Here is a 12398-nt window from a genome sequence, read left to right as displayed (position 1 = left end):
GGGGCCTTCAAGCCCATCCTCTATTCCTCCCGACTGGGTCCAGTTCACTGGTCCAGCAGTTCCGCCAGCACCTGAGACTTCAGGAGTCGAAATGAAATAACTTGCGCGTTTCGAACCCTCCACAGGCCTGTGACCTGCGATGATGCTCTCGATCACGTATTTGTTACTTCATTACGTCCCCTCAGCAGAGTAGCACACCGTTCAGAAGCGTATTTGAGCATAGAAATCTGTGACTGTCTGTGACCTTGATAGGTGTGCAGTGGATGCGCATGCGCCGGAACACGGCCTGGTGGGGTGGGGGCGGTCGGGGATTCTGGAAGTCCGCATTCACCGCCGCCCCAGGAGCATCGCAAAGTCGTATTTATGCTGGTCACGAGGGTGATCTCCTGGTCGGGATAGCGGCGTGGCGGCGTAAGGCTCGAGCGGTGTTGGCGAAACCAGCGAACCGGAGCAGGCTGATCACCAGGGTGCGGAGAGCAGCCAGGACCTGGGGACCGCTGCCGGTGCGAGCCCGATGCGGGCCCTCACCCAACGTGACGCCACTAAAGCCGGGAGTCGGGTTTTTCGGGAGACGACGTCGGCATCGATGCCGAGGGCGATTCCGCCGCCGTCCCACGCCGCCCCGCTCCCCATCCGAATGTGGATCAACCAGCCCCAGTGACGATCGAGACCGAGAATGCGCTGCCAAGAGCCGACCCGCCCGCGGGAAACGTCCGGGTGGCGCAGGTCACCTCGGCGAGGCGCGCGGGTGGCGACACTGGCGTGGTCCGGCCCGGACGTGTGTTTCGTCGGGGTGCGCGCCGTTTGGTCCGGTTGCCGACATTGACACGAGCTGGCGTGCGGGGGCATCCTGGCCGGGCAGCACCTCGTTCGGTGAGGCGTCTGCGCGGACATAGGCCACTGACCTTGAACGTCGAGAGACGCCCCGGGTCAGGACAGCTCTCCCCGGGCTAAGGGGTGAGCCCAAGTGGCTTCCCGGTGGGGATTACGCCGCGCAGTGCCAAAGCTCTGACGAGGAGGGGTGCTCGGTGTCGCCCGGCTTCGGCCGGGTGTGGTTGTCGCGGTCACCCCGCCTGGACTACTCGCGCCTGCGGGCGCCTGGTGGAAGGGGGGTGGCGGGATGAGTCCCGGCCATAGTTGCCGTCTGTCCTGGGCTGACTCGGTGACCCCCGTCGCCTCGGTGACCCCCCTCGCCTGAGCCTGCCCCGTCAGACTGATGATCTAGCCGAGCAGTCCCGTCGCAGGTGAGACGACCACGTCGGGCGGCATCAGCCAGCTGCGCACCGTCGGGAGGTCGTTGCGCAGCGGCTGCCGCCCCGGCCTGACCCTGCCGACACAACCATGCGGGCGGACGCGGATGCCGTTCGCGGCCCGGGGAGCTGACGTGATGACTGTCGTGGAGAACGCGTTTTACGCCGCGGGCCGGCGCTTGGTGCGGCCGGGCTCGCTGGGCGAGACCTACCAGTTGCTGCGGGACCGCCGGGGCCGGAACAAGCAGGATCTGGCGTGGATCGGTCTGGTCCACCCGGACGAGCGGGAGATCGCTTCGATCGCGGCCGAGTTCGACCTGCACGAGCTGGCGACCGAGGACGCGGTGCAGGCGCATCAACGGCCGAAGCTGGAACGGTACGGCAAGACCCTGTTCGTGGTGTTGCGGGCCGCCCGCTATGACGACGCGCGGGAAGAGGTTGACTTTTCCGAACTGCACGTCTTCGTCGGGGACGACTTCGTCATCACAGTTCGGCACGGGGATGCGCCGGATCTGCCTCGGGTGCGCCGGCGGATGGAGTCCGACCCGGAGCTGTTGGCCCACGGCCCGGAGGCGGTGTTGTACGCAATCCTGGACCGGGTCGTCGACGATTACGCCCCGGTGGTGGACGGGTTGGTGAACGACATCGACGAGATCGAGACCGAGGTGTTCAGGGGAGATCCGGCGGTGAGCCGGCGCATTTACGAGCTGTCCCGTGAGGTCATCGAGTTCCAGCGGGCGGCCAAGCCGCTGCTGGGCATGCTGGACGCGCTGGCCGCGGGGTTCGCCAAGTACGGCGTGGACCCCGAGCTGCAGCAGTACCTGCGGGACGTGTCCGACCACGCGGTGGGCGTGGTGGAGCGGATCGAGGGGTTCCGCCAACTACTGGCGAACATCCTGACCGTCAACGCCGCGCTGGTCGGGCAGCGGCAGAACGAGGAGATGAAGACGCTGACCGAGTCGAGCCTCGCGCAGAACGAGGAGGTCAAGAAGATCTCGGCCTGGGCGGCCATCCTCTTCGCGCCCACCCTGATCGGCACTGTGTACGGGATGAATTTCGAGACCATGCCGGAACTGAGCTGGGAGTTCGGGTACCCGTTCGCGCTCGGCCTGATGGCCTTGGTGTCCATTATGCTGTACGTGATCTTCAGGCAGCGGCGGTGGCTGTGACCAGCGCGAGGAGGACGAGGGCGTCGGCTGGCCCACGTATCGTGGGGTTGCCGCCGGTGTGGATTGCACAGCCCGCTCCGGCTTCCTCGAACAGCCGGTTACGTATCGCCCCGCAGGCTCGTGAGCGGCGGCTCGTACGCGGAAACTGGGGCGTATGGCGAGCGGCAGACTGCGGATCTACCTCGGCGCGGCGCCGGGGGTGGGCAAGACCTACGACATGCTCTGTGAGGCTCAGCGGCGCAAGGCACGCGGAACGGACGTCGTGGTCGGGCTGGTGGAGACCCATGGGCGACCGCGGACCGCCGCGTTGCTGGACGGATTGGAGATCATGCCCCGCCGCACGGTCTCCTACCGCGGTGCCACCTTTACTGAGATGGACGTGGATGCGATCCTGGCCCGCGCGCCAGCGGTGGTGCTCGTCGACGAGCTGGCGCACACGACCGTCCCGGGGTGCCGGAACGCCAAGCGTTGGCAGGACGTCCACGAGCTGTTGAACGCGGGCATCGACGTGCTGTCGACGTTGAACATCCAACATCTGGAGTCGCTCAACGACGTCGTGGAAAGGATCACCGGAGTCCCGCAGCGGGAGACCGTGCCGGACGCGGTGGTACGCGCCGCCGAACAAGTCGAACTGGTCGACATGACACCGGAGGCGCTGCGGCGGCGGATGGCCCACGGCAACATCTACGGCCCAGACAAGATCGACGCCGCGCTGGGCAACTACTTCCGGGTCGGCAATCTGACCGCGCTGCGGGAGTTGGCACTGCTGTGGCTGGCCGACAAGGTGGACGAACAGCTCGATCACTACCGCACCGAGCACCAGATCTCCGGCATCTGGGAGACGCGGGAGCGGGTGGTTGTCGCACTGACCGGCGGCCCTGAGGGCGACACACTGATCCGCCGGGCGGCGCGGATCGCGGATCGCGCCAAGGGTGCGGACCTGCTCGCGGTCCACGTCACCCGATCCGATGGCCTGGCCGGTGCGTCGCCCGCGCATCTGGCCCGGCAGCGGGTGTTGGTGGAGAGCCTGGGCGGCAGCTACCACCAGGTGGCCGGGGACGACATTCCCATCGCGCTGCTGGAATTCGCCCGAGCGGAGAACGCGACCCAGCTCGTGCTCGGCGCGAGCCGGCGCGGCCGGCTGGCCCACATGATCGACCCTGGTATCGGCGTCACGACAACGAAACTGTCCGGGCCGATCGACGTGCACCTGGTCACCCACGAGGAGGTGGGCAAGGGGCGGCTGCTGCCCCGCCGGGCCCGTGGGCTGACCCTCCGGCGGCGGCTTGCCGGTGTCTTGGCCGCGGTCGTGCTGCTGCCGCTGCTGACCCTTGTGTTGACGCACCAGCGGACCGATCTCAACCTGACCAGCAACGTGCTGGGGTTCCTGATCGTGGTGGTCGCCGTGGCGCTGGTGGGCGGCCTGCTGCCGGCGTTGCTGGCCGCGCTTGGCGACTTGCTGCTGCTGAACTACTACTTCATCCCACCAATACACCGCTTCATCATCGCCGAGAGTAACAACGTACTCGCACTCCTGGCGTTCCTGGCGGTTGCGGTGATGGTGAGCAGCGTGGTCGACCTGGCCGCCCGGCGGACCAGCCAGGCGGTACGCGCTACCGCGGAGGCGGAGATGCTCTCGACCTTGGCCGGGAGCGTGCTGCGTGGCGAGCAGGCGCTGCCGGCACTGCTCGCGCGGGTGCGGGAGACGTTCGGGCTGACCTCGGTCGCCCTGCTCGAACGCGCAGCCGAGGGCGGTCAGAACGGCGCCCACAAGGCAGACCGTCACGGCTGGCGGGTGGTCGACAGCGCCGGGCCCGACCCGTGCCTACGGCCGGACGAGGCCGACACGGAGGTACCGGTCAGCGAGAACCTGACGTTGGTCCTGCGGGGCCGGCCGCTGCCCGCGGCGGACCGCCGGGTACTCACCGCCTTCGCCGCGCAGGCCGCGGTCGCCCTCGAACAGCGGCGGCTGGCCCAGGTGGCAGCGGAAGCCGGGCCACTCGCCGAAGCGGACCGCACCCGCCGCGCCCTGCTCACTGCCGTCAGCCACGACCTGCGCGGCCCGCTCGCCACGGCCTCGGCGGCAGTCGCGAACCTACGCAGCAACGAGGTCGAGTGGAGCGCCGAGGAGCAGGCGGAACTGCTCGCCACCGCTGAGGAAGCGTTGGACCATCTGGCCCGGCTGGTGGAGAACCTGCTCGACATGAGCCGGTTGCAGGCTGGACGCCTGAGCGTGTTCCCCGCCCCGGTCGGGCTCGACGACGTGATTCCCGGCGTGCTGCGCGACCTGGGCCCGGCAGCTCGCGACGTGGCTGTGACGGTCCCGGACGACCTTCCGCTGGCCTACGCTGACCCGGCGCTGCTGGAACGGGTGATCGCCAACCTGCTATCCAACGCGACCCGCTATTCACCCCCGGGCCAGCCCCCGCTGATCACCGCTAGTGCGTTGCGCGACCGGATCCAGCTGCGGGTCATCGACCGCGGGCCTGGACTGCCCGCGGAGGACCGTGACCAGGCGTTCACGCCGTTCCAGCGGCTGGGCGACACCGACAACGACAGCGGCATCGGGCTGGGCCTCGCGCTCTCCCGGGGCCTGACGGAGGCGATGGGCGGCACCCTGACGCCGGAGGACACCCCCGGCGGGGGCCTGACCATGGTGGTAACGCTGCCGGTCGCGACGGTCGGCGGGTCCGCCCAGCCGGCGGGCGGTGCGGTCCTCAGATCGCGGGACGGTCAACAGACAACGAGGTCATAGTTTGACGATGAGGTCATGGCTGGACAACGAGGTCATGGCTGGAACCGGTAGCCCATGCCTGGCTCGGTGATGAGGTGGCGGGGCTGTGCCGGGTTGAGTTCAAGTTTGTGGCGCAGCCGGCCGATGTACTGGCGCAGGTAGTGGCTCTGCTCCTTGGGGGCGGGACCGCCGGCCCGGGGCAGCAGATCCCGGTAGGTCAGTAGCTTTTCGGGGTGGCGGACAAGGACGTCGAGCAGGTGCCATTCCGTGGGGGTGAGCCGGACCTCGGCGGGGCCGTCCGGGCGTGCGCTGTCGGGTTTGCGGGTGACGCGCCGTGCGTCGAGGTCGATCAGATAGTCACCCAGGGCGACGGTGAGCGGTTCGGTAGGCGGCGGGGTGCGCCGGACGACGGCGCGCAGCCGGGCGAGCAGTTCGTCGACCCGGAAGGGCTTGGTGACGTAGTCGTCGGCACCGGCGTCCAACGCTACGATCTTATCGCTGCTGCCGGCGCGCCCGGAGAGCACGATGACCGGGGCGGCGGTCCAGCCGCGCAGGGCGTGGATGACGTCGACGCCATCGAGGTCGGGAAGCCCCAGGTCGAGCAGGATGATGTCGGGTTCGTGTTCGGCGGCGGCGGCGAGCGCGCGGCTTCCGTCCGCGGCGACGGTGACCTGGTAGCCGCGGGCGCGCAGGGTGATGTGTAGCGCGCGGAGCAGCCGTGGGTCGTCGTCCACCACGAGCACGCTGGTCACGCGTCATCTCCCGGCAGTGAACCGGGCGGTACAGCAGGCAGGGTGCGAATCATCGTGAGGCCTCCGCCGAGGGTGTCCTCGGGGCTGAGCGTCCCGCTACCTGGTCGTCTTGTCGAGGGCCAGGTTCAGGGCGAGGACGTTGACCGTGGGTTCGCCCATGAAGCCCAGCGCCCGGCCGTCTTCGTGGTCGTGGATCAACGCGCGGACCGTGGCCGGGTCGAGGCCGCGTTCCTTCGCGACCCGGTTCACCTGCAGGTAGGCGTAGGCCGGGGAGATGTCGGGGTCGAGGCCGCTACCGGAAGCGGTGACCGCGTCCGCCGGGACCGGGTTGTCCGTGCCCTTACCCGGCCCCTTGATCGGCACAGTGATGCCGGCCGAGTAGTCCTCGCCGGGCTTGGTGCACTCGACCTTGACGCCCTGGTACGTGGCGACGAAGGGCGCGGCCGGGCACTCCTCGTTGATGCTGACGGCCCGGGTGACCGGTCCGGTGGTGCCGCCGGTCCGGAACACCGACAGGACCGCGCCGACGCCGTTCGCGGTGCAGAGGGGACGCCGGCCGTCGGCCCCTTCCAGGTCACCAATGGCCTTGCTGCGGGCGCAGACCTGGGTGAGCAGGCTCTGGCTGCTTTCGTCCTCGTCCTTGGTGGCCGGGTCGTCGAAACTGTCGACAATGTCTTCCGGGCCGAGGTTGGACGCGGACGTTGACGTCGGATCGTACCCGTCGCCGGCCGCCGACGGGCGGGACTGGAAGTATTTGGGGATCGGGTTGCCCTTGTCGTCGGTGAACAGTTGGCCGATCTCGGCTGAACCGACGATCTGGCCGCTGACGTTCGTGACGAACGAGCCGTTCGCCTTGTCCTTCAGCCCGGGAAGCTGCGCAATGGCCGTGATGACCAGCGGATAGGCGATGCCGGTGAGCACGGTCAGCACGAGCAGTGCGCGGAAGGCGGCGAGATGCTGCCGCACGAAGGAGGGAAGTCGGGTCGCAGGCATGGTTACCGGGCTCCCGGGATGAACTGGATGACAAGGTCGATGAGTTTGATCCCGACGAACGGGATGATCAGACCGCCGACGCCGTAGATGTAGAGGTTGCGACGCAGCATCGCCGACGCGCTGGACGGGGTGTAACGGACGCCGCGTAGCGCCAGCGGGATCAGGGCGAGGATGACGAGCGCGTTGAAGATGACGGCGGAGAGGATCGCCGACTGCGGGCTGTGCAGCCGCATGAGGTTGAGCGTGTCCAGCCCGGGATAGATCGCCGCGAACATCGCCGGGATGATCGCGAAGTACTTGGCGATGTCGTTGGCGATCGAGAAGGTGGTCAGCGCCCCGCGGGTGATGAGCAGCTGCTTCCCGATCTCGACGATCTCGATCAGCTTCGTCGGGTTGGAGTCGAGGTCGACCATGTTGCCGGCCTCCTTGGCGGCCGACGTGCCGGTGTTCATCGCCACGCCGACATCGGCCTGGGCGAGCGCAGGGGCGTCGTTGGTGCCGTCGCCGGTCATTGCGACGAGCTTGCCGCCGGCCTGCTCTCGTTTGATCAGGGCCATCTTGTCTTCGGGCGTGGCCTCGGCGAGGAAGTCGTCGACGCCCGCCTCCTCGGCGATCGACCGGGCGGTCCGCGGATTGTCACCGGTGATCATGATGGTGCGGATGCCCATCCGGCGCATCTCGTCGAACCGCTCACGCATGCCCTGCTTGACGACGTCCTTGAGCTGGATCACGCCCAGGACGCGGGCCGTGCCGCCATCGGTGGCCTCGGCAACGACCAGCGGGGTGCCGCCGGAAGCGGAGATGCCGTCCACGATCTCCCCGGTCTCCGCGGGCACGGTGCCACCAAGATCTCGCACCCAGGTGATCACCGCGCTGGCCGCTCCCTTGCGCACCTGCCGGTTCGGCCCCCCATCGATCGCATCGAGGTCGACCCCGGACATCCGGGTCTGGGCGGTGAACGCCACGAACCGGGCGTGGCTGAGCTCGCCGGGACTACGCTCCCGCAGGCCGTAGGTGTTCTTCGCGTGCACGACGATGGAGCGGCCCTCGGGGGTCTCATCCGCGAGCGAGGACAACTGGGCCACGCTGGCCAGGTCATTCTCCGACGTGCCGCCGACCGGGACGAAGGCCCGCGCCTCCCGGTTGCCAATGGTGATCGTCCCGGTCTTGTCGAGCAGGAGGGTGTTGACGTCGCCGGCGGCCTCGACGGCCCGGCCGGACATGGCCAGCACGTTGCGTTGGACCAGCCGGTCCATGCCGGCGATGCCGATCGCGGACAGCAACGCGCCGATCGTCGTCGGGATCAGGCAGGCCAGCAGCGACACCATCACGATCCCGGACAGGCCGTCGCCGTTCAGCGCGCTGGTGTCCGGCACGCCCGGCAGCTGCGCCTTCGAGAAAATCGCCAACGGCTGCAGGGTCGCGACAGCGAGCAGGAAGGTGAGCGCCAGGGCGGCCAGCAGGATGTTCAGCGCGATCTCGTTCGGGGTCTTCTGCCGATTCGCCCCCTCCACCAGCGCGATCATCCGGTCGATGAAGCTCTCGCCCGGTTTCTGAGTGATCCGCACGACGATCCGGTCCGACAGCACCCGGGTGCCGCCGGTCACCGAACTGCGGTCACCGCCGGACTCCCGGATCACCGGCGCGGACTCGCCGGTGATGGCCGACTCGTCGACGCTGGCAATCCCCTCGATGACGTCGCCGTCCCCGGGGATGAACTGACCCGCCTCGACGACGACGGTGTCGCCCTGCCGCAGCCGCGGCGCGGGCACCTCCTCGAGCCGGCCGTCGTCGCGCAGCCGGTGGGCGATCGTGTCAGTCTTGGTGCGGCGTAGCGCGTCCGCCTGGGCCTTGCCGCGGCCCTCCGCAACCGCTTCGGCGAGGTTGGCGAACAACACGGTCAGCCAGAGCCAGACCGTGATCAGCCAGCTGAACGCGGTCTCGTCCCGAATCGCCAGGACAGTAGTGAACACCGCGCCGATCTCCACGATGAACATCACCGGGTTGCGCCACAGCGTGCGCGGGTCGAGCTTGCGCAGCGCGTCCGGCGTCGACCGCAGGAGCATCGTCGGGTCGAGCAGCCCCCCCTGTACCCGCCGGGGAGCCGGCGGCGGGGTCGGCGCGGGCGCCGGAACCGGCGTACCCGCAATGGTCGAGGTGGACATCTAGTGCAGACCCTCCGCGAGCGGCCCGAGCGCGAGCGCCGGGAAGAAGGTGAGAGCGACGATGATCACGGTGACGCCGACGAGCATCCCCACGAACTGCGGGCGATGGGTCGGCAGCGTCCCCGCGGTTTCCGGCACCGGCTGCTGTTTCGCAAACGATCCGGCCAGCCCCAACACGAAGACCATCGGCAGGAAGCGGCCGAAGGCCATCGCGAGGCCGAGCGCGGTGTTATACCAGTCGGTGTTCACCGTGATGCCGGCGAACGCCGAGCCGTTGTTGTTCGCCGCCGAGGTGAAGGCGTAGAGCACCTCGGACAGGCCGTGCGGCCCGCTGTTGAGCATCCCCGCCCGTTCCCCCGGCAGCGCCATCGCCAGGCCGGTGCCGACCAGCACGATGACCGGCATCGTGAGGAAATACAGCGAGGCGAACTTGATCTCTCGACTGCCGATCTTCTTGCCCAGGTACTCCGGCGTTCGTCCGATCATCAAACCCGCGACGAACACCGTGATCACCGCGAGGACCAGGATCCCGTAGAGTCCCGATCCGGTGCCGCCGGGCGCGACCTCGCCGAGCATCATGTTGAACAGCAGCGTCGCGCCACCCAGGCTGGTGTACGAGTCATGGAACGAGTCGACGGACCCGGTCGACGTCAGCGTCGTGGCCGTGGCGAACAGCGCCGAGTCCGGCACACCGAACCGGGTCTCCGTACCCTCCCGGGCCGCCCCGACGGCTGTCGGCACCGTGCCGTGGTGGATCGCCTGGAACACCTCGTTGGCTCCCAGACTGCCCACCGCCAGCACCGCCATCACCGCGACGATCGCCAGCCCCTGCCGGGTGCTGCCGACCATCTTGCCGAACGTCCGCGGCAACGCGAACCCGATCGACAGCAGCAGGTAGATCTCGAACCAGTTCGTCCAGGAGGTCGGGTTCTCGAACGGATGCGAGGAGTTGGCGTTGTAGAAGCCGCCGCCGTTGGTGCCGAAGTCCTTGATGGCCTCCTGGCTGGCGACCGGACCCCCGGTGACCGCCTGCTCCCCCCCGGCCAGGGTGGGGACCGTGGTGTTCCCGTGGAAGTTCTGGATCGCGCCGCCGGCGATCAGCACGATCGCCGCGAGCGCGCAGACCGGCAGCAGGATCCGCACGACGGTGCGGACCAGGTCCACCCAGAAGTTGCCCAGCTGGTCGGTCTTCTTCCGGGCGAAGCCGCGCACCACCGCGATCGCCACCGCGATACCTACCGCGGCGGACACGAAGTTCTGCACCGCCAGGCCGGACATCTGGACCAGATGGCCCATCGTCGACTCACCCGAATAGGCCTGCCAGTTCGTGTTCGTGGTGAAACTGACCGCCGTGTTCCACGCCAGGTCCGGCTTGACCGCCGGCAGGCCCAGCGCCAGCCACAGGTGGTTCTGCACCCGCTGGAACAGGTACAGGAACAGCACCGAGACGAGCGAGAACGCCAGCACGCTGCGGGCATACACCGACCAGCGCTGCTCGGCGCCCGGATCCACCCCGATCAGCCGGTAGATACCGCGTTCCACCCGCAGGTGCTTCCCGCTCGTATGCACCCGGGCCATATAGTCGCCGAATGGCCGGTAAGTCAGGGTAAGAGCCAGCACCATCGAGACGATGAAGATGACGCCCGCGGCGTTCGTGCCCATCTAGAACCGCTCCGGGAACAGCAGAGCCGCCACGAGGAAGATCGCGAGGGCTACGGCAAGGATCAGGCCGGCGATGTTCTCCACGCTCACAGCTTCTCCACTGCCTTGAGGGTTAGCCCGAGTACCGCGAACACCGCAAGGGTCAGCAGCACGAAGACAACGTCACGCACGGAACTCCTGCCTTCTACTTTGGATGAGATCGGAATAAATGCGCCGCCCTGGCTGGCGTCCTGGCCTGATGGCAGCTGCCAGTATCTAGCCCTTGCCGCCAGCGGACCAGCGAAGCTAACGGTCCAATGACGCCCAATCCCGAAAATTCAACACGGTGCTCACACGGCATCCGGCCCGGACGAGATCCGCACCCGCGCAAAACCCGGTGTGCGCAACCCGGATGAGACGCAGAACACCTCTCGGTGGTCCACGGACGGCCGCCCGGGCGGGGAGCAGGCCGGTCCGCCCCGTCTTGTCCAGGTGATCCCCGCGAAGGGTGTCCTGGCGCTGGGGTGTCCTGGCGCTACTGTGCGTGCTAATGAGGCGTGGTGGTTACGGCTGGTAGCGGTAGCCCAGGCCCGGTTCGGTGGTCAGGTAGCGGGGTCGGGCCGGGTCGGGTTCGAGCTTGCGACGCAGTTTGTTGATGTAGAGGCGGAGCGAGGAGCTGTCGTCCGCCACGCCGGGACCCCAGACCTGGCTGATCAGCTGCTGATGGCTGATGAGCTTCCCGGGGTGGCGTACCAGTGCTTCCAGCAGCCGCCATTCCGTCGGGGTGAGGCGTAGACCGTCCGGCTTGTCCTCTCCACCGGTCGCGGATGGACCCTCACGACCGCTGCCCGCGCCCGCGCCCGCGCCCGCGCCCGCGCCCGCGCCCGCGTCGGCGTCGGCGTCGGCGCTGTCTCGTGGGCTGATTCGCTTTTCCCCGAGGTCGATCCGGTACCGGCCGAGGTCGACAACGGTCACCGGTTCCGCGCTGGCGGCGCGGCGGGTCACGGCCCGGATCCGGGCCAGCAGCTCGTCGATCGAGAACGGCTTCGTGACGTAGTCGTCGGCGCCGGCGTCGAGCGCGGCCACCTTGTCGTGACCCGAGGCGCGACCGGACAACACGATGATGGGAACCCCGGTCCAACCCCGTAGCCCCTGGATAACCTCAACGCCGTCCATGTCGGGCAAGCCAAGATCCAGAATGACCAGGTCGGGTGGGCACGACGCCGCCTCCGACAGCGCGTGCCGGCCGTCCACCGCTGTGCGTACCTCGAACCCCCGAGCGCGCAGGGTGATCCGCATGGTCCGCAGCAGCCGCGGTTCGTCCTCCACGAACAGAAGACGGGTCATATCCGCCCCGTCCCCTCCAGCCACCTCCGGACCGGCAGCGCCTCCTACCCTGGCATCATCCCTCATCCTCGCCCCCTGCGCCTTCGCCCCTCCGGATCAGAAGAGGGTCAGAGGCTCGGTCGGTATCGGCTGAGGCAGTGCAGCGAGTTCAAGCACACGTACCCGTACGTCATCGTGGAAGCAGCGGGCGAGTAGTAGCGCGTCGGCGCTGTCCGGGGTGTGAATAAATACGGTGGGTGATCGGCCCTCGCGCAACCACTCGACGGCAGTGTCAATCCAACGCTGCCAGGAAGGCGCGCAACGCTTCGTCGACGCCCGTCAGGCGTAAACATTCACGTAGATTCGTG

8 protein-coding genes, 1 pseudogene and 1 riboswitch are annotated in these 12398 nt (G+C 68.3%); of the genes and pseudogenes, 2 read left to right on the top strand and 7 right to left on the bottom strand.

Going from position 1 to position 12398, the window contains the following annotated elements:
• The first annotated feature begins 858 nt into the window (after positions 1-858).
• Positions 859-1026: riboswitch (M-box (ykoK) riboswitch) on the top strand.
• A gap of 361 nt (positions 1027-1387) precedes the next feature.
• On the top strand, positions 1388-2419 hold the full coding sequence (corA, locus tag AC08OQ_RS11620; RefSeq protein WP_476605242.1) for a magnesium/cobalt transporter CorA: 1032 nt from the start codon (positions 1388-1390) through the stop codon (positions 2417-2419).
• A gap of 154 nt (positions 2420-2573) precedes the next feature.
• Positions 2574-5174, top strand: a complete 2601-nt coding sequence (locus AC08OQ_RS11615) for a sensor histidine kinase (RefSeq protein ID WP_476601282.1) — start codon at positions 2574-2576, stop codon at positions 5172-5174.
• Between the two features lie 32 nt (positions 5175-5206).
• On the opposite strand, the gene AC08OQ_RS11610 is transcribed toward AC08OQ_RS11615, so the two are convergent.
• The 7 genes and pseudogenes from AC08OQ_RS11610 to AC08OQ_RS11580 form a co-directional block, all read right to left on the bottom strand.
• Positions 5207-5905 carry a response regulator gene (locus tag AC08OQ_RS11610; RefSeq protein WP_462188048.1) on the bottom strand — a complete coding sequence of 233 codons (699 nt, stop codon included), beginning with the start codon at positions 5903-5905 and terminating at the stop codon, positions 5207-5209.
• Positions 5906-6001: 96 nt separating this feature from the next.
• Positions 6002-6898 carry a potassium-transporting ATPase subunit C gene (locus tag AC08OQ_RS11605; RefSeq protein WP_476601283.1) on the bottom strand — a complete coding sequence of 299 codons (897 nt, stop codon included), beginning with the start codon at positions 6896-6898 and terminating at the stop codon, positions 6002-6004.
• 2 nt (positions 6899-6900) lie between these two features.
• Entirely contained in the window at positions 6901-9063 is a 2163-nt protein-coding gene (kdpB, locus tag AC08OQ_RS11600; protein ID WP_476601284.1) for a potassium-transporting ATPase subunit KdpB, read from the bottom strand.
• Positions 9064-10725 carry a potassium-transporting ATPase subunit KdpA gene (gene kdpA, locus AC08OQ_RS11595; RefSeq protein ID WP_476601285.1) on the bottom strand — a complete coding sequence of 554 codons (1662 nt, stop codon included), beginning with the start codon at positions 10723-10725 and terminating at the stop codon, positions 9064-9066.
• Positions 10726-10815 carry a K(+)-transporting ATPase subunit F gene (gene kdpF / locus AC08OQ_RS11590; protein ID WP_462188043.1) on the bottom strand — a complete coding sequence of 30 codons (90 nt, stop codon included), beginning with the start codon at positions 10813-10815 and terminating at the stop codon, positions 10726-10728.
• 453 nt (positions 10816-11268) lie between these two features.
• Complete coding sequence (locus AC08OQ_RS11585; protein WP_476612036.1) at positions 11269-12051, bottom strand: response regulator; 783 nt, start codon at positions 12049-12051, stop codon at positions 11269-11271.
• A gap of 96 nt (positions 12052-12147) precedes the next feature.
• Positions 12148-12339 (bottom strand): annotated as a pseudogene (locus AC08OQ_RS11580) (DUF72 domain-containing protein); the annotation flags it as partial.
• Between the last annotated feature and the right edge of the window lie 59 nt (positions 12340-12398).

The sequence above is a fragment of the Frankia sp. CcCS3 genome, from assembly GCF_977927575.1.
The sequence above is the reverse complement of the archived record's forward strand: the minus strand, read 5'-3'. Positions and strand labels throughout refer to the sequence as shown.